Genomic DNA, 19,702 nt, shown 5'->3' on the forward strand with positions numbered 1-19,702 from the left:
ATGATGCAGCCAATGCAAATGGCGTTGCCCGTTACTTTACCTGATGATGAAACTTTCAGTGCCTATTTCGGTGGTGAGGAGTCACTTGAAGTGACGCATCTGAAAAGCGCGCTTGAATCGGGCCAGCAGGATTTCCAGTTCACTTATTTGTGTGGCCTGGGCGACTCAGGTAAATCGCATTTACTTTATGCCACTTGTATCCATGCGCAAGAGCAGGGCCTGTCGACCATACTGTTGTCGCTCAGAGAGGTGATTAACTTTGGTCCGGCGGTGCTCGATGGCCTGGAAACTCTGGATGTTGTGTGTATTGATGATGTGCATTTGGTAGCAGGTGATGAGCCCTGGGAAAAAGCCCTGTTTAACTTCTTTAACCGCTTTAACGAACCTGGAAAGTGTCTGGTTGTGACCGCAGATCTGCTGCCGAACATGCTCAATTTGAGTTTGCCGGATCTGGAATCACGATTTACCTGGGGGACCACCTTTCAGATCCGCTCAATGAGCGATGACGATAAAGCCGAAGCGCTGGTAAAACGCGCAAAAATGCGGGGCCTTGAACTCAGTGATGAATGCGCGCGATTTTTACTGACCCGGCTTAGCCGCGATATGCGTGCTTTGCTGGATGTGCTTGATAAACTGGATCATGCTTCAATGGCAGCCCAGCGAAAATTAACTATCCCATTCATTAAGACAACTTTGAATTTGTGAGTCTCACTTGTGGGATTTTTGACCGTCGGCGTCACAAATTCCACAAGAAACGCTAAACCAGCCCAAAATCAACCAACAACCAGCAAATTGTCCATGAAAAGCCCCAAATTTGGGCTAGAATCTGCCCCGTTGTTTCAGTTATTATAATCGATTCAATGAAAGGCAAATGACCTCAACAAGATCAGGTATAGAATGAACTTAGAGAATATTTTAGCGCAAGCGCTAGACGCCGTTGCTAACGCGAGCGAAGTTGCGCAACTTGAGGAAGTCAGAGTTAATTACCTTGGTAAAAAAGGTGAGATCACTGGACTACTAAAAACCCTGGGTAAACTGGCACCAGAAGAACGTAAAGAAGCAGGCCAGGTGATTAACCAGGCAAAAAATCAGGTTCAGACTGCGATCAATGAAAAGCGCGAAGCGCTGGAGCAGGCTGCTCTTGCTCAAAAACTAGCGGCGGAAACTATTGATGTAACACTGCCTGGCCGTACGGCACCGCAGGGCGGTTTACACCCGGTAACGCGGACCATCGAGCGTATTGAGCAGTTTTTTGGAGAGCTAGGCTTTGCGGTTAAGTCAGGCCCGGAAGTAGAAGATGATTTCCATAACTTTGATGCGCTGAATATTCCAGAGCACCATCCGGCTCGTGCTGATCATGACACCTTTTACTTTAACCCTAAGCTGGTTTTGAGAACGCAAACCAGTGGTGTTCAGATCCGTACTATGGAAGCTGAGCAGCCGCCTCTGCGTATTATTTCTCCGGGTCGAGTGTATCGTAACGATTACGATCAGACACACACGCCGATGTTCCACCAGGTTGAAGGCCTGATGGTAGACACCGACGTGAGCTTCACTGAATTGAAAGGTATTTTGCACGACTTTTTACGTAACTTTTTCGAAGAAGACATGGAGATCCGCTTCCGTCCTTCGTACTTCCCGTTCACTGAGCCGTCAGCGGAAGTGGATGTGAAAGGTAAAAATGGTAAGTGGTTAGAAGTGTTAGGCTGCGGAATGGTGCATCCGAACGTATTGCGCTCTGTGGGCATTGACCCTGAGAAGTACACTGGATTTGCATTTGGTATGGGCGTAGAACGTCTGACCATGCTGCGCTACGGCGTAAACGACTTACGTGCTTTCTTCGAAAACGATTTAAAATTCCTAAACCAATTCAGATAAGAGCGATACAACAATGAAATTTAGTGAAAAGTGGTTAAGAGAATGGGTTAATCCTGCGATTGATACCGAGGCTCTATCTGAACAGCTTTCAATGGCCGGTCTGGAAGTCGACGGTGTCGACCCGGTTGCAGGTGACTTTGATGGCGTGGTTATCGGTGAAGTTGTTGAGTGTGGTCAGCACCCGGATGCAGACAAGCTACGTGTAACCAAAGTAAACGTGGGCGAAGACGAGCTGCTGGACATCGTCTGTGGTGCAGCAAACTGCCGTGCGGGCTTGAAAGTAGCTGTGGCTAAAGTCGGTGCAGTTTTGCCGGGCGGCTTTAAGATCAAAAAAGCAAAATTACGCGGCCAGCCTTCACACGGCATGCTGTGTGCGTTTGAAGAGCTGGGCATGGCTGAAAGCTCAGATGGTATTTTAGAGCTACCAGCTGACGCACAAATTGGTCAAAACATCCGCGAATACTTTAACCTTGACGATGTCACCATCGACGTTGACCTGACTGCAAACCGCAGTGATTGTCTGGGTATTAAAGGCCTTGCGCGCGAAGTCGGCGTATTAAATGGTATTGATGTCAATGAGCTGGCTATTCCGGCCGTTGAACCTACTATTGATGACAAGATTGAGATTGAACTGGTGAACAGCCAGGCCTGTCCTCGTTACCTTGGCCGTGTAGTGAAAGGCATCAACCTGGATGCAATCACACCACTTTGGATGGTTGAAAAGTTGCGTCGCTCTGGCATTCGCTCAATCGATCCGGTTGTTGATATTACTAACTACGTATTACTTGAGCTGGGTCACCCTATGCATGCGTTTGACTTAAGTGCCATTGAAGGTGGTATCAAAGTACGTAGTGCTGCTGAAAACGAAGAGCTGGTATTGCTTGATGGCAACACAGCGAAACTTAAGCCAAGCACATTAGTGATTGCAGATCACAACAAAGCGCTGGCGATGGCGGGTATTTTCGGTGGCGAAAACTCAGGGGTAAAAGAAGGCACCACGGATATTTTACTAGAAAGTGCATTCTTTAATCCGCTGGCGATTGCTGGTCAGGCGCGTAGCTATGGTCTGCATACAGATGCGTCACACCGTTATGAGCGCGGTGTGGATTATCAACTACAGCGTGATGCAATGGAGCGAGCAACGGCCTTGCTACTTGAAATCGCTGGCGGCCAGGCAGGTCCGGTTGTAGAAGCTGTGTCTGAAGCTGATTTGCCTGAGGCAAAATCTGTGACACTGCGCCGTGCACGTCTGGATCGTGTCATTGGCTACCATATTGCTGATGAAAAAGTGACTGATATCCTAACGCGCCTTGGTCTGGATGTGGCGTTTGCCAATGATAGCTGGACTGCAGTCGTACCAAGTTATCGTTTCGACATTAGTATTGAAGAAGATCTGATTGAAGAAGTTGCACGTGTATTTGGGTATAACAATATTCCAAATGTAGCACCGACTGCGGCATTAAAGATGACCGATCACCAGGAAGCGCGTTTGCCGGTTTCTCGCCTGCGTAACGAACTGGTTGCACGTGGCTATCAGGAAGCGATTACCTACAGCTTTGTTGATCCTAAGAAACAGCAACTGCTGCACCCTGAAAGCGATGCTCTGGTACTGCCACATCCTATTTCGGTGGAAATGTCTGCGATGCGCGTAAGCCTGATGCCGGGGTTACTTAATGCCGTAGCCTACAACCAAAACCGCCAGCAGGCTCGCATCCGTTTGTTTGAACACGGCCTGAAGTTTGTTAAAGACGAAGCAGCAGAAAACGGCGTTCGTCAAACGCCGGTGATTGGTGGTGTGGTATATGGCAACACGCACAATGAACATTGGGGCATTGAAAGCCGTAAGACCGATTTCTTTGACGTGAAAGGTGATGTAGAGGCGTTGCTGGCTCTATGCAATGACAAAGCGCGTTTTAGCTTCAAAGCACAACCAAGCGATGGTTTGCACCCGGGTCAATCTGCTGCCATTTATGCCAATGGTGAGAAAGTAGGTTATATCGGTGCGGTTCATCCGCAGCTGCAAAAATCACTGGATCTTAATGAAACTGCGTACGTTTTTGAAGTTGAAACAGCAGCGATCGCTGAGCGTAAGCTTCCAGAAGCCGTTAGTATCTCGAAATTCCCGTCAAATCGCCGTGATATTGCTATTTTAGTTGCAGATGATGTAAAAATAGGCGATATTTTAGAAAGCATTGAGAAAGTTGGCGGAAATCAATTAGTTGACCTAAACTTATTCGATGTGTATAAGGGCAAAGGTATTGAGCCTGGTTATAAGAGTTTAGCCATTGCTCTAACACTGCAAGCCGTTGATAGAACGCTCGAAGAGAAAGACATCAACGACACTGTAGAAATCGTGGTGGCCGAATTGGCCAAACAATTTAATGCATCGTTGAGGGACTAGATATGGCGCTTACTAAAGCCGACATAGCTGAACACCTATTTGAGAAATTGGGGATAAATAAAAAGGATGCCAAAGACTTAGTTGAAGCGTTTTTTGAAGAAATCCGCTCAGCGCTGGAAAGTGGAGAGCAGGTAAAGCTGTCCGGTTTTGGTAATTTCGACCTGCGTGATAAAAAAGAGCGTCCTGGTCGTAACCCTAAAACTGGTGAAGACATTCCCATCTCGGCACGCCGTGTTGTAACTTTTAGACCTGGTCAGAAGTTAAAAACACGTGTTGAAGTGGGAACCAGCAAAAACCTGTGATCACGCAGACGTCTTTGGGTTAGTTCGCAGGCATCTTCTGCTGCGTTACCTTCAGCTAGATATCTGTATGATAATTAAGAAACCCCGGCATCAACCGGGGTTTCTTGTCATAAAAATTTAATTTACCTGTTTTACCATCTGGCCTTTGTATTTGTTTGGAGTGCGAAGTTGATCCAGGGTAATCACTCCTTGACTAATCGTATAAAAAATATCAGTGTTGCGTGGTTGATAAGCTCTCTGCTATTTGGCTCGCTGGCGATTTTTGTCTACGTGCAACAGAAAGAAGCCGCAAAGCAATCTGTTCAGGCCGCCTCCGAATTGATCCGACAGGAACTTGATTCGCAGCTTCATAATATTGACGTCTTTTTAAAACATGCAGAGCGCCTCGATGAAACCTGCGATGCTCATACGATCTCTTTAATGCGAGAGCAGGTGTTTGTTAATCCGGCATTGAGTGAGATTGGCATCGTTGATGAGTATGGCCGTTTACTGTGTAACTCGTTTGGTCGTCTGACGCCCCCGGTACAAACCACAGAGCCGATAAAACAACCCGGCTTGAGGTATCATGGCCCAATCATTACAGACTTTTTGCAAGTTCCTGCGTTTGTTCTGGCGCGCACACGCAATGATGGTTTTGAGGTCAATGCCTTACTACCAACCAGCTGGCTGAGTGACACGTTAGATATTACCCGGCATAAAAACCTGGCTTTCATTGCGTTGCTTGATGGGAAGTCCGGCGTGCCCATCTTTTTACGTGGCAAATACACTTTACCTTTGGGTGAGACGATATTTCCCATGACCGATGTGCTGGAGTTTGAAGGACACTTTGATGATGGCACTCAAAAATATATTTTTGCACGCCCGCTTGCTGCTTTGCCGCAACTGACCATCATGGTGGCCAGCGATGCAAAGCGACTCTCTGCCATTCAACCTGTGTGGTTGCTAGCCCTGTTACTTTTATATTGTGGCTCTTTGGTGGGACTCACCATGTTGCTCAACCACTATGATAGTCGTGTATTGAGTAGCCGGGCACTATTGCTTGGGGCTATCAGTAAACAAGAGCTTTTTAATGTCTATCAGCCTCTGGTAGATGCAACGACCCGGGAAGTTGTTGGGGTTGAAGTGTTGATCCGCTGGCAACATCCAGTTGAGGGCGAGCTTAGTCCGGCTTATTTTATTCCTGAAGCAGAGCGGGATGGCAGTATTCTTGATCTGTCTATTTATCAAATAGAAAGAGCACTGACTGAATTGCGTGCGATTTTAAAAAGTAAACCGAACTTTAAAGTGTCGTTTAACGTAAATGGATATCTGTTGACCTGCGCAGACTATCTTGAAGTTTTACACAAAGCGAGCCAGGTTATTCCTAAGCTCACCATAGAGCTGACTGAGCGGGATGTTTTATCTCAGGCACAAATACATTCTGTGCTTCAGTCATTGGTAAACTCAGGGGTCGAGATCGCGATAGATGACTTCGGTACGGGTTACAGTGGTTTGCATTACCTGCAGAGTTTTCCCATTGATCTGCTGAAGATTGATCAAACCTTTGTTGCCTCTATTGGGATGGATAATCTGCAATCCCCCGTACTAAATGCGATGATAGAGATGGCAGCTAAGCTTAATAAAAAGTTGATTGCAGAAGGCGTAGAAACGGCGCATCAGGCAGAGTATTTATCCCGTCAGGGCGTGTGTGTGCATCAGGGCTGGTACTATTATAAAGCGATGCCTATTCAGAAGCTTAAAGAGGTTTGTTAAGTCGCGTTTTATAACAGCCTGTAAATAGAGAAAGCCCCGGTTCCGGGGCTTTTAGGTCAAGGGGTTAAAGTGAAGCAAAGAAGCAGCCAAATCCGGGCAGGGATAGCTGATCTTGTTCATAGTGACCGGTATGGTGAACCAACTCCAGGTGCTCCGTATGGTGAGAGATTTCCAGTGCAAGCTGCGCTGGTTGCTCACTGAGGTTGAACGCGCAGAGCATCGTTTTCCCCTGGTAATGTCGATGAAACGCTAATATTGGCTCTGGACTGTCTATAAACTCGATATCACCAACCTGTAACTCAGGCATGGTGCTACGCCATGCCATAAATGCCTGGTAGCGAGCCAAAATAGAATCGTCAGTGTCAGTTTGCTGAGAAACCGCTTGTGACTGGTGGGCCGGTGATACTGGCAACCAGGGTTTTCCTTCGCTGAAGCCTGCATGCTGTTGCTCGGTATGCCATGGCATTGGCGTACGACAGCCATCGCGCCCTTTAAAGTTAGGCCAGAACGTAATGCCGTAAGGATCCTGCAAATCTTCAAATGCAACATCGGCTTCACCCAGGCCCAGTTCTTCGCCCTGGTACATACACACACTGCCACGTAATGACCCCAACAGCGCAGTGAGCATGCTGGCCTGGCGTGCATCAACCGTTTTACCGTCTTTAGACCAGCGGCTTGCAACACGTTCTACGTCGTGGTTACTGAATGCCCAGCATGGCCAGCCTTCCGTCATGACTGCTTCAAGACGAGATACGGTTTCACGAATATAGCTTGCACTATAGTCTTTGGTCAGTAACTCAAAGCTGTAACCCATGTGCAATTTATCACCGCCGGAGGTATATTCAGCCATGGTTTGAAGAGAATCCTCGGATGAAATCTCTCCCAGGCTTACCGTACCTGGGTAGCGGTCGAGCAGGGCGCGGATCTCAGCCATAAACGCGAGGTTTTCCGGCTGGGTATTGTTGTAATAATGATATTGAAAAGCATAAGGGTTGTCTTCGCTAAAGCCACGACCCTGACGCAATTCCTTCGGTTTAGCGGGGTTGTCACGCAATTGTTGATCATGGAAGCAAAAGTTAATGGCATCCAGACGGAAACCATCAACGCCTTTTTTCAGCCAAAATTCGACATTATCCAAAACCGCCTGACGTACTTCTGGGTTATGGAAGTTCAAATCTGGTTGCTCTGTCAGAAAGTTATGGAGATAGTACTGACAACGGCGAGAATCCCATTGCCATGCAACACCACCAAAGATAGATAGCCAATTGTTTGGTGGGCTGCCATCAGGCTTCGCATCTGCCCAAACATACCAGTCAGCTTTAGCGTTTGTTTGGCTGGCACGGCTTTCACTGAACCAAGCGTGCTCATCTGAAGTGTGGCTAAGTACCTGATCGATAATAATCTTAATATTACGTTGATGCGCTTTGTCAATTAGTTCATCAAAGTCATTTAGGGTGCCAAACATTGGGTCAATATCTCGGTAGTCGCTGATATCATAGCCAAAGTCTTTCATAGGAGACTTGAAAAATGGCGAGATCCAGATGGCATCTACGCCGAGTGACTTAATGTAATCGAGCTTGCTAATGATCCCCTGAAGATCGCCAATTCCATCATTATTGGTATCACAAAAGCTGCGCGGGTATACCTGATAAATAACCGCGCCTTTCCACCATTCATTATGAGCCATGCACTTTCTCCTGCGCCGTGCAGCCAGGTTGCCGTATCTATTTTCTGCCTTTTGGGTCATCTCGCAACTCTGTGTATTGAGGGGCTTAATAACTGTAGTCAAATCAGACGAGGTGAGGTCAGATTATGATGTAAGCAGGGTACGACAACACTAAATATTAACAATGGCGAAGAGCATACGACATGCGTTGATATGAGTAAAAAGCCTGCATACGTATGCAGCATAATTAGTTGTCATTGAATTAATATAAAAGCAGGATTTCAAACTTGTTGGGGCTCTTTACCAATATGTGTTTCTACCTGACATTACCTTCTATCATCTATGTTACAGTTGGATTAATTGGTAATACCAATTGTCAGCTTGGGTGTGTGGTAGAAAATTACGGCAAATTTAATGGCGCTATCCTTTGCAGATATTTGATTTTCGTTAAAACTTAGTAAATTCAGATAAGGCGCAAAACGGGTTATTCGCTGTCAGATTGTTGCGATAACATTTATAAAGGTAACAGGGGGTTAGGGGCATTCGGGGTGAATGTTCTGTGAACAAAATGAAATGGGGGTTGCATTGAATACGTATGCATAAAGTTGTTTGGACGTTGAGCACAGCGCTACTATTGCCGCTGACAACAAAATTACCGCCTTTATAAATCGTTGTAGCGCTGCACGGTTCACCGTGTGACGGAAAAATAAACAACTAGGCGTCATAAAAATGGTTAATTGGGATAAAACACTATGTCTATGTTCAAACCAAGCATGCTAACAGTTGCGCTTATGGCCGCTGGCGTTAGCCACTTTTCGGTCGTTGCAGAAGAAGAGAAAGCAGCAAAGAAAGAGGATGTTGAAGTTATCGAGGTACGTGGTATCTCTCGTAGTATCATCGCGTCAATCGATAAAAAGCGTTACAGCGACACAGTAGCAGAAGTCGTTGATGCTGGTGATCTGGCATCTTTGCCCGATGTTTCCATTGCAGACTCTTTGAGCCGTTTGCCAGGTGTGACGGCGGTACGCGCAAGTGGTCAGTCATCTCAGCTGAATATTCGTGGTATGAACGGCGACTTTATTCAGACAACACTTAATGGCCGTGAACAAGCAAGCACCAGCGGTTATACTGCGGGTAGCCGCTGGATTTCGTTTGACCAGTATCCATCAGAGCTAATCAATCAGGCTGCTGTATACAAGTCGCCAAAAGCCTCTTTGGTAGAAGGGGGTGTTGCTGCAACGGTTGAACTGAAAACAGTGAACCCACTTGAAGCGAAAGAGCAACATAACTTCAATTCTTCAGTGCGTTATTCCTATAATGATGCTGCATCAGATGTGGGTGCAGATTCAAGTGGTGAGCGCATCAGTTTCTCTTATCAGGGCAAATTCCTGGACGAAACTTTGGGTTTTGGTATTGGCGCGGCGTTCTTAAACCAGCCAAATAATGCCATTGATGTATCAGCACATGCACCGAAGCGCTCGCAAGACTTTGATGGTGATGGTACAGAAGAGCGTTCTGTAAATGGCTATCAGGTTCGCTCTGCAAAAGGGTCAGACGAGCGCCTAGGTCTTATGAGTACTTTGGTTTATCAACCTACAGATGCATTAAAAGTCCAGTTTGACTACTTCCGTTCTGAGTTTGAATCAGAAGACCGCAAAAGTGGTTTGAATATCGAGGGGTTCGAGAAGAATTTAGGTTCACTTTATACGCTTAACAACGCGGTAGTAAAAGATGGCTTCTTAGTTGCTGGTGATGTTGTGATCACTGATCCCAATGGCCCTTGGGTTGAAATGCGTTCTGAAGACCAATCTACCGATTCTACCACAGACAGCTTTGGTCTGGATTTGGAATATGTTACGGATAAGTGGGAACTTAGGCTGGACTTTGCACACAGTGAAGGTGAAAAAACGCGCCGCGATGTCATTGCATCTATGCACGCCTACGAATTTGGAAATGCAGTTGTAGATGGCACTTTGGTTGAAACGTGGCAGGAGATGCGTAACCAAACCTTTTCTTTTGTACAGCAAGAGAAAAATTCGCCGTTATTGACTCTGGGAAATAGTTATACAGACTTGTCTAACATGCGCCTGGGTGACTGGGAGCAGTTTCCACACAAATATACAGATGAACTGGACAGCTTTAAAGTAGATTTTAAATACCATGTTGAGGCTGGGTTTATTTCGTCTATTGAAGTTGGTGCTCGTTGGTCAGACCGAGAGTTTACAGACCAGCGTTCAACGTTCCGCTGGGGCGCGCGTGAAGGTCAGAATGGTTATAAACTGCCTGATGGCACGATCGTTACTAATAAAGGGTGCGAATTTAACCACCAAAATCATACCTGTATGCCGCACTCTCTTGATGGGTTCGTCACAGTGGAGCATACCAGAGGGTTCAACTATCTTGAGCTAGACCTGATGGGCATCGCGGACGCGGTATTTGGTCCGGGCAATTATGGTGCACAGCAAACCTGGGAACATAACTGGACACTAATCGAAAGTGGTGCGGTTAAGGAAGAAGTGTTAGCTGGTTATGTTATGGCTAACATAGATACTGAAATTGGAGATATTCCTGTCACAGGTAACTTCGGTGTTCGTGTTGTTAGAACAGATACTAAATCAATCGGGATTCAGCAGATCCAAGGTGATGAAGTAGGTGATACTATCGTTGATGATAATGGTGTGGCACGAACAGATTATCGTCACGTTGAGTATGGACCAGAATACACAGATACATTGCCTTCTTTAAACCTTAACTTCCGTGTTACTGACGAAGATCAGATACGCTTCGCGGCAGCAAAAGTGATGGGTCGTCCACCTGTGTATCAATTACGTGGTGGTGCTGGTTCTTGGGCTGATACCGCCAATGACGGTGAAAGTCCACGTTATAACGTTTGGTCAAAAGGTAATCCGAACCTGGACCCGTTCCGTGCAACTCAGTTTGACTTGTCATATGAGCGATATTTCGAAGATGGTGGTGCGTTTGTAGCGGCTATTTTCTGGAAAGACATTGAGTCTTTGATTGAAAGTATTACCTATCAGGAAGGTGAGGTTGATTGGGGAACAATTGGTCTTGAAGTCCCAGAAGGTTTTGTTGCTGGTCAGTACCAGACAACTCAGAACAATGATCAGGGTGGCTATATTCGAGGCGTAGAGCTGGCTTACACCACTATGTTTGACAATCTGCCTGGTATTTTCTCTGGTTTAGGTTTCAATGCTAACTACTCATACACTGAGAGTGAAACAACAGTTGATGGCGGTGGTAACTTCCCGGATCAACAATTACCTATGCCTGGTTTGTCTAAAAATGTCTGGAGTGCGACGATTTTCTGGAATATCGACGCATTTACGACACACCTGAACGTACGTTATCGTGATGAATATGTGTATGAAGGTGCGTCACCTGGTGGTTCATCTCTGGCGTGGGCGGATGAATATACAGTAGTTGATTGGCAGGGCACTTATGATTTTGATAATGGCTTGCAGGCCGTGCTTCAAATCAATAACTTGACCGATGAGCCAAACACCACTAACTATGGTACGGCATTGGCAACCGGCGAGTACAAAGAGTTTGGTCGTCAGTACTTCTTAGGGTTTAACTATAGCTTCTAAGCACCGAGCGTGATCTGATATAAAGCCACCATACTTCTGGTGGCTTTGTTTTATGAGGTGAAAATGATGAATAAAAAGAGAATCGTGATTTTAGGCGGTGGTACTGCAGGCTGGATGGCAGCTAACCTGATGGCCAAAAGCTGGCAGGGTCAGCCGATTGAGATTGCCCTGATCGAGTCACCGGATATTGGAATAATTGGCGTGGGCGAAGGCTCTACTCCCCAGTTCAAGGGGTTTATGGACTTTATGGGGATCAGTGAAGCGCAGTGGATGCCAGCGTGTAACGCGACTTATAAAAATGGCATTCGTTTTATTGACTGGTCAACCCGGCCCGGCTTTAGCAGTTACTTTCATCCTTTTCCTTCACAGCCCGACGATTATTCAGCGCCAGCTTTTTTTCACAACAGCTTTGTTCGAAGAAAAGCGATTGATGTAGCAGGCCACCCAGACCCATTTTTCCTTACTACCTATCTGGCCGAGCAGGCTAAAGCGCCAATCGCTGCGCATCATTTTCCGTTTGAAATTAACTATGGCTATCATTTTGATGCCGGTAAACTTGGGCTCTTTCTGGCTCAAACAGCCCGCGATTTGGGCGTTGAGCACATTCAGGCCAGTGTCAGCGATGTGCGTAAACATACAAATGGTGACATTGCGGCGTTGGTGTGTGAGCAGGGAACGGAAATTTCAGGCGATGTATTTATCGACTGCTCGGGTTTTCGCAGTTTGTTAATGCAGCAGCATCTGGAAGTGGGCTTTGAGTCTTTTGCCAACAACTTGTTTAACGACGCCGCTGTGGTGTTGCCAACAGAACAGGGTGATGTGATTTCTTCTGAAACTCAGTCCATTGCCAGAAAATTTGGCTGGAGCTGGCATATCCCGCTGACCAATCGCGTTGGTAACGGCTATGTTTACAGCCGACGCTATTGCAATCCAGATAAAGCTGAGACCGAATTACGTACTGCACTGGGTTTGCTGGACAGTGACGTTGAAGCCCGCCACTTGACTATGAAAGTGGGGCAGGTCAAAAAGCACTGGCACAAAAACTGCCTCGCCATCGGGCTGTCGCAAGGGTTTATTGAACCTCTGGAAGCGACTGCACTTCATATTGTTCAGGAAACCGTACAAAGCTTTATTGAATGCTATCAGGACGGTGAGTTCACCGATAAATTCAAAACCAGACACAACCAGTCACTCGATGCACGATATCAGGCGATCAGAGATTACATTGTGGCACATTATCGTGTAAATAGTAGAACCGATACACAATACTGGCGCGCCAATGCGAACAACAATCAGCTCTCGCGTTCTTTGTATGACGTATTACAAACCTGGGTGTCGGGCAAAAACTTATCGGATGAATTACATCGTCAGGACATCGATAAATATTACCCCTCCGTCAGTTGGCACTGTTTACTCGCTGGTTACGGCATCTATCCTGAGCAGTCTCAATTGATCGCTGGCAATGAGGCGGCAAACAAGTACGACTTATCACAGATCCAGGATTACATTGCTCGCTGTGGATTAAATTTTGATGATCACCGTGCGCAACTTGAGCGAATGGCACAGATGCGATAAATCGACGGTCTTTGCCCTTGAGCAGAGTTTACATTCGAACACTTAGATCGTTGAACATGACGTGCGGATGAATACCCACTCTGAATACGTATGCAAGCGGTTCACCCTTGATTACCAAGTCAGTAGACTCATTGAAAATACTAAAAATGACAACATTATGATGACAATAAAACCGTTGGTGGTCGCGCTTGGGGTGATCACCGGCTCTGTGGTACTGAGCGCTTGTAACAGTATCAATGACAACAAGACTTCATTAGAGACAGTTAGCAACGCCGCAGCAGCGACACAACAGACAGAGGCAAAGCCCGTCGTTTATCAGGTATTTACCCGCCTGTTCGGTAACACCAATAACAACAATGTTCCCTGGGGTACGAAGGCGCAAAATGGGGTTGGAAAATTTGCCGATTTTACGCCTAAAGCGTTGGCTGAAATCAAAGCCATGGGCGTCAGCCACGTCTGGTATACTGGCGTATTGCATCATGCTTTAGTCGGTGACTATACCAAATATGGGATATCAGTGGACGACCCGGATGTAGTCAAAGGTCGCGCAGGATCTCCTTATGCCGTTAAAGACTATTACAACGTTAATCCGGATCTGGCCGTTGACCCAGCCAACAGACTGGCAGAATTCGAAGCCCTGATTGACCGCACCCACGAAGCGGGTATGAAAGTGGTGATTGACATAGTCCCTAATCATGTCGCTCGTAATTATCAATCGCTCAGCGCGCCACAAGGCGTAAGCGACTTCGGTGCGAACGATGACACGTCAAAGACCTATGCCCGTGATAACAACTTTTACTACGTAACTGGTCAGGATTTTCGTGTCCCGAGCTCAGATGATTATCAGGTGCTCGGGGGCGAGCGACACCCACTTGCCGATGGTGAGTTCGTTGAAAGCCCGGCCAAATGGACCGGCAATGGAGCACGCAAAGCGCAGCCTCATATTCATGACTGGTATGAAACCGTTAAGGTTAATTACGGTGTAAAACCCGATGGCAGCTATGATTTTGCAACCTTGCCTGCACACTATGCCACGCTTGATTACCGTGCCCACTATGCATTCTGGCAGGATAAAAAACTCCCAGACAGCTGGTACAAGTTCCGCGACATCACCTATTACTGGCTTGATAAGGGCGTAGATGGCTTCCGTTATGATATGGCCGAAATGGTGCCCGTTGAGTTCTGGAGTTTCCTCAATGCTTCAATCAAGATGAAAAACCCCGACGCCTTCTTGCTTGCTGAAGTATACAATCCAACGCTTTATCGCGCTTATATCGCGCAGGGCAAAATGGATTATCTGTACGACAAAGTGGGTTTTTATGATTCACTGAAAGCCCTGATGCAAGGCAAAGGTACTGCCCAGGCAGTACTGGATGTCCATGCTAGCGTAGAAGATATCGCACCGCACATGTTGCACTTTTTGGAAAACCATGATGAGCAACGTATTGCCAGCCCGGAGTTTGCAGGCGATGCCAATAAAGGTAAGCCGGCTATGGTGATCAGCCATTTGATCAGTAAGGCGCCAACACTGCTGTACTTTGGCCAGAGTGTTGGTGAAGACGGATCAGAAATGGCCGGATTTGGCAAACCCAGTCGCACCAGCATCTTTGACTACATTGGCGTTCCTGCTCATCAGGCCTGGATGAATCATGGCAAGTTTGATGGTGCTTTACTGAGCGAAGAGCAAAAGGCGCTGCGTGCCTATTATCAGAAATTGATGAACATGGCCTCATTCAGTGCGATTGCACAGGGAGATTTAGTGTCTACGACGGTGACAAAAGCAAACGGACAACCGGCGACCAAAGTTATGGGGTTTGCGCGTCAAAGCGAATCTCAGCGTCTGGTTGTGGTAAGTAACTTCGATGCAAGCCACCCGCAAAGTGTCTCGGTAACTTTACCTGAGGGTTGGCAAGGTAAAGCGGTTGACAGACTTGAGCAACATGGACAGGTGTCGCTCAGCAATAATCAGCTGACAGTTATCCTGGCCCCCCTGGCCAGTGCGGTCTTTGAACTAGAGAATTAATATGCAAAAACAAAAACCACAACTCAGTTTCTGGCAGATCTGGAACATGTGCTTTGGCTTTCTGGGGATCCAGTTTGGCTTTGCACTGCAAAACGGTAATGTCAGCCGGATCTTCCAAACGCTGGGCGCTAAAGTCGATGATATTCCCATTCTCTGGGTTGCAGCACCACTCACGGGCTTGATTGTTCAGCCAATCATTGGTTACTGGAGTGATCGCACCTGGGGCAAGCTGGGCCGCAGAAGACCCTTCTTCCTGTACGGCGCCATTTTGACGACTTTGTCGCTATTCTTTATGCCCAATTCCCCCACGCTCTGGATAGCAGCAGGCATGCTGTGGATCATGGATGCGTCTATCAACGTCACCATGGAGCCATTCAGGGCGCTGGTAGGCGACAACCTCAATGAAAAACAACGTGCCAATGGCTACGCCATGCAGAGTTTCTTTATTGGTATTGGTGCTGTTGTGGCATCGGCTTTGCCCTGGATGATGACCAACTGGTTTGGGATCAGCAATACCGCAGAGCCGGGTCAGATCCCAGAATCTGTGAAGTATGCTTTCTATTTCGGTGGTGTGGTGTTATTTCTGGCGGTAGGCTGGACTATCCTTAAAACAAAGGAGTACACGCCACAGCAGTTGGCGGAGTTTGCCGGTGAAGCGGTTGAAACGCAAGCTAAGCAAAGCTATCAGGCGATCAACTATGCACGCGCAGCACTTATTTCCGGCGTGATTGGTGGGGGGATCCTGGCAGCTGTGATTGGGCTGCAGCTGGAAAAAGAGCTGTATTTGCTGAGCGGACTGTTTTTATCCTTTACGTTGGTCCTGCTAATTGCTGGTTACCTTCAGCAGCGTGGTAGCACCTCAGGTGGCTTTTATAACGTTATCTACGATGTCTTTACTATGCCGGGCACCATGCGCCAGTTGGCAGTCGTGCAATTCTTTAGCTGGTTTGCCTTGTTTGCTATGTGGATCTATACCACCTCGGCAGTCACCAGTTTTCACTACGGTACAACCGAGGTAACCAGCAAAGCCTATAACGATGGGGCCGACTGGGTGGGTGTACTGTTTGCCGCCTATAACGGTTTTGCCGCACTGGCTGCTGTGTGTATCCCTGTAATGGTGAATCGCTTGGGCATGCGTGGCGCACACTGTATCAACCTGCTGTTGGGGGCAGGTGCGCTATTAAGCTTTAAAATGATAGCCGATCCGAGCCTGCTTTGGCTGCCCATGATTGGGATTGGCTTTGCGTGGGCGTCTATTTTGTCGTTGCCTTACGCCATGCTGAGTAACTCATTGCCAGCGCATAAAATGGGCGTATTTATGGGGATATTTAATTTCTTCATCGTGATCCCGCAGTTGATGGCGGCCAGCGTACTTGGCCTGATCCTGAGAAACCTATTTGATAATCAACCGATTTTTGCATTAGTGGTTGGTGGTGTGTCGTTCCTGCTTGCAGCAGTTGCTGTAATGCGGGTGAAAATCGAACAACAATAACACCACCGCAAGGAGACTTTATGAAAAAACTTTCTAGTTTAACTCTGGCATTGGTTGCCGCCGGACTTGTTGGTTGCGGTAGCGCGAATAACGCGGTTGAGTCACAGCAAGCCGCGCCGGGCGCACCGGGTGATAAGCCATACTGGGCCTATTCAGGCAAAACCGGGATTGGTACCTCTTATGAGGCCTACAAGCAAGGGCAGTATTCTGATGAGGCAAGTACAGAAACCGTTTCAAAAGTGTGGTTTTCGATTGCAAAAGGCATGATCACAGAAACCATGTTTGGCCTGATCCACCAGGCTCAGATCAAAGACATGCAGTTTATTGTCACCGGCCCGGATTTTACGGTAACGGAGCAAGACGCACTGGATGTCAGTATTGATTACCTGGACAAAGACGCACAAGGCCGTCCGCTGTCTTTAGCATACAAAGTGATCAGCAAAGACAAGCAAGGCCGTTTTACGCTTGAAAAACACATATTCACCGACCCTGACGGGCAAACCTTGTTCGTTCGCGCGAAAGTGGAAACTGAACTGGATGATGTGAAATTGTTCGTTAACGTAAACCCGTATGTGAATAACAACGGCCTGAACGATTTTGCGAAAGTCACTGAGCAGGGCCTAGTTGCCTGGGAAGGAGATAATTACCTGACACTGCAAAGCAAAACGGGCTTTAAACAAGCGAGCGTGGGCTTTACTGGTCAAAGCGATGGTCTTGCCGAGCTTAAAGCAAGCCAGTCAATGGCACAGCGCTACACCAGTACAGGTGCGCAAAGCGGTAATGTAAATTGGCTAGCTGAGTTGGGTGACGTGGATCAGCAGGCGACATTCGACCTGGCACTGAGTTTTGGCAAATCGCAAAACGCGAGTTTCCAGGAAGGCGCTCAGTCATTGGAGCGTGGTTATCAGCAAGTACTGGCCCACTACAACGGTGAAGGCGACGCGATTGGCTGGCGCGATTACCTGAGTAGCCTTGAGCCTATGCAGATGCTCAGCGGTTATACGGCCGATCAGGGCAAACTACTCTACACCAGTGCTTTGGTGTTAAAGGCGCAGGAAGATAAAACTCACGCAGGCGCCTTGATCGCCTCTTTATCTAATCCCTGGGGTGATACAGTAGCTGCTGAGCAAGGTCATACCGGTTATAAAGCGGTATGGGTGCGCGATTTCTATCAGGTAGCGATGGCATTTTTAGCCATGGGTGATCCACAAACGGCATTGACCGCGTTTGAGTATCTGGAAAAAGTGCAAGTTACTGATAAGACGCCTGGCAATCAGGGTGACACGGGCTGGTTCTTACAGAAAACCCATGTTGACGGTGAGCTGGAGTGGGTAGGCGTGCAGTTGGACCAAACTGCTATGCCGATTATGCTGGCATGGAAACTCTGGCAGGCTGGCGTACTGAGTGATGAGAAGCTTGCTTACTGGTACAAGCGTATGTTGCAACCCGCAGCTGAGTTCTTAGTCGATGGCGGATTGGCAAAAATCCTCTGGAACGACACTCAGATCACACCTCCGGCAACACAACAGGAGCGTTGGGAAGAGCAGGACGGTTACTCACCGTCGACTACTGCGGCTATTATTGCCGGCCTGGTCGCTGCCAGTGACATTGCGAAACTGGCCGGAGATAAAGCCGGTAGTGTGCGTTATATGGCAACAGCCAAGCGTTACGACAGCGAAGTGGAATCGACTATGTTCACCACTGAGGGTAACCTGCCTTCGAAGCAAAGCGATGGGAAATATTTCTTCCGCATTGGCAAAGACGCCAACCCGAATACGGATACTAAGCTGAGCGACAACAATGGCCGTGCGGGTATGGATAAAAAGCAGATCATTGATGGCGGGTTCCTGGAGCTTGTGCGCTATGGCGTAAGAGCTGCAGATGCCAGCAGCATTACCAATACCTTGCCAGAGTATGAAGATGAAAATCTGCCTGAGAATCTGCGCGTAAAATATAGCTTTAACTTTGCCGGAGACCCGAATAGCTATCCGGGCTACCGCCGTTATGGTAACGATGGTTACGGTGAAGATGAAATACGCGGCACGAACTATGCTGAGCAGGGTCAGAACACGGCCGGTCAGCGTGGTCGGGTATGGCCTTTCTTTACCGGTGAACGAGGCCACTACGAGATTGCGGCAGCCAGCCAGGCTAATGCATTGAATGACACAGCGGTACAACGTATCAAGTACACTTACATCAAAGGCATGGAACATTTTGCCAACGAAGGCCTGATGCTCCCCGAGCAGGTTTGGGATGGGGTTGGTGTAAACCCATTTGGCTACACGTTGGGCGAAGGGACTAACTCTGCGACCCCGCTGGCATGGACACATGCAGAATATGTGAAGTTGGTTCGCTCTTTGGCAGACAAGCAAGTCTGGGATCATTATCCGATCGTAGAGCAGGCGCTTAAGTAATCGTACTGCAATACTGATAAAGCGCGGCGTTCCATAAAGGACGCCGCGTTTTTTATTGCGCCTGTGTATTTTTAGTAGCGGATGGGACGGTTGACTTGGTTTTGTCAAAAATATTGTCTAACCTGATAGAGCAAAAAGACGTCGGTAACGCGCCAGTTGTTTTAGTGCGTGAAATAAGGAACATTTATAAGGAGAAGGGATCATGTTAGAAATTTACTTATCTGTTTTTAAAAATTATTTTGAATTCAAGGGGCGGGCAAGACGCAAAGAGTACTGGGTGTTTATATTGTGCTCTATCTTAGTCTCTGTGGTACTTGGTCTGGTTGACGTTACGCTGGGTCTGTATTCGGAAGAAGCTGGTCTCGGGCTCTTGAGCGGTCTTTACGCATTGGCCATCATTATCCCCAGTATTGCCTTGAGCGTTCGTCGGCTCCACGATACCGGGCGCAGTGGGTGGTGGGTACTGCTTTCATTAATCCCGCTTATCGGCCCCATTGTGTTGATCGTGTTTTATGTCATGGACAGTAAACCGGGCGAGAACGAGTATGGTCCTAACCCGAAAGAGCAATTGCATCATACGGTTGCGTAGTG

Annotated in this window: 12 protein-coding genes; 11 read left to right on the top strand and 1 reads right to left on the bottom strand. The window is 47.5% G+C overall.

Annotated elements, in window-relative coordinates; all coding sequences use genetic code 11:
- The 5 genes from hda (at position 1) to MHN31_RS08180 (ending at position 6,333) form a co-directional block, all read left to right on the top strand.
- Positions 1 to 705: a DnaA inactivator Hda gene (gene hda, locus MHN31_RS08160; RefSeq protein ID WP_125559376.1), complete on the top strand. Its 705-nt coding sequence runs from the start codon at positions 1 to 3 to the stop codon at positions 703 to 705.
- Between the two features lie 192 nt (positions 706 to 897).
- A complete protein-coding gene (gene pheS / locus MHN31_RS08165; RefSeq protein ID WP_010384799.1) occupies positions 898 to 1,878 on the top strand; it encodes a phenylalanine--tRNA ligase subunit alpha in 981 nt (326 codons plus the stop codon).
- A gap of 13 nt (positions 1,879 to 1,891) precedes the next feature.
- Positions 1,892 to 4,279, top strand: a complete 2,388-nt coding sequence (pheT, locus tag MHN31_RS08170) for a phenylalanine--tRNA ligase subunit beta (RefSeq protein WP_239444010.1) — start codon at positions 1,892 to 1,894, stop codon at positions 4,277 to 4,279.
- A 2-nt stretch (positions 4,280 to 4,281) separates the two neighbouring features.
- Positions 4,282 to 4,581: an integration host factor subunit alpha gene (gene ihfA, locus MHN31_RS08175; protein WP_010384797.1), complete on the top strand. Its 300-nt coding sequence runs from the start codon at positions 4,282 to 4,284 to the stop codon at positions 4,579 to 4,581.
- Positions 4,582 to 4,770: 189 nt separating this feature from the next.
- Positions 4,771 to 6,333, top strand: a complete 1,563-nt coding sequence (locus MHN31_RS08180; protein WP_239444011.1) for an EAL domain-containing protein — start codon at positions 4,771 to 4,773, stop codon at positions 6,331 to 6,333.
- 64 nt (positions 6,334 to 6,397) lie between these two features.
- Here the strand turns inward: MHN31_RS08180 and MHN31_RS08185 are convergent, their stop codons facing one another.
- On the bottom strand, positions 6,398 to 8,020 hold the full coding sequence (locus MHN31_RS08185; RefSeq protein WP_239444012.1) for an alpha-glucosidase family protein: 1,623 nt from the start codon (positions 8,018 to 8,020) through the stop codon (positions 6,398 to 6,400).
- 731 nt (positions 8,021 to 8,751) lie between these two features.
- Between MHN31_RS08185 and MHN31_RS08190 the strand changes: the two genes are divergently transcribed.
- The 6 genes from MHN31_RS08190 (at position 8,752) to MHN31_RS08215 (ending at position 19,700) form a co-directional block, all read left to right on the top strand.
- The gene (locus MHN31_RS08190; RefSeq protein WP_138538301.1) at positions 8,752 to 11,607 is read left to right on the top strand and encodes a TonB-dependent receptor; all 2,856 of its coding nucleotides are present in this window, start codon (positions 8,752 to 8,754) and stop codon (positions 11,605 to 11,607) included.
- Positions 11,608 to 11,673: 66 nt separating this feature from the next.
- The gene (locus MHN31_RS08195; protein ID WP_239444013.1) at positions 11,674 to 13,182 is read left to right on the top strand and encodes a tryptophan halogenase family protein; all 1,509 of its coding nucleotides are present in this window, start codon (positions 11,674 to 11,676) and stop codon (positions 13,180 to 13,182) included.
- A 157-nt stretch (positions 13,183 to 13,339) separates the two neighbouring features.
- Entirely contained in the window at positions 13,340 to 15,205 is a 1,866-nt protein-coding gene (locus MHN31_RS08200; RefSeq protein WP_239444014.1) for an alpha-amylase family glycosyl hydrolase, read from the top strand.
- A gap of 1 nt (position 15,206) precedes the next feature.
- Positions 15,207 to 16,697, top strand: a complete 1,491-nt coding sequence (locus MHN31_RS08205) for an MFS transporter (RefSeq protein ID WP_125559392.1) — start codon at positions 15,207 to 15,209, stop codon at positions 16,695 to 16,697.
- A 20-nt stretch (positions 16,698 to 16,717) separates the two neighbouring features.
- The gene (locus MHN31_RS08210; RefSeq protein ID WP_239444015.1) at positions 16,718 to 19,111 is read left to right on the top strand and encodes a glycoside hydrolase family 15 protein; all 2,394 of its coding nucleotides are present in this window, start codon (positions 16,718 to 16,720) and stop codon (positions 19,109 to 19,111) included.
- A gap of 202 nt (positions 19,112 to 19,313) precedes the next feature.
- Entirely contained in the window at positions 19,314 to 19,700 is a 387-nt protein-coding gene (locus MHN31_RS08215) for a DUF805 domain-containing protein (RefSeq protein ID WP_125559397.1), read from the top strand.
- The last annotated feature ends 2 nt before the right edge of the window (positions 19,701 to 19,702 follow it).

The organism is Pseudoalteromonas sp. McH1-42 (assembly GCF_022347845.1).
Classification (GTDB): Bacteria; Pseudomonadota; Gammaproteobacteria; order Enterobacterales; family Alteromonadaceae; genus Pseudoalteromonas; species Pseudoalteromonas rubra_D.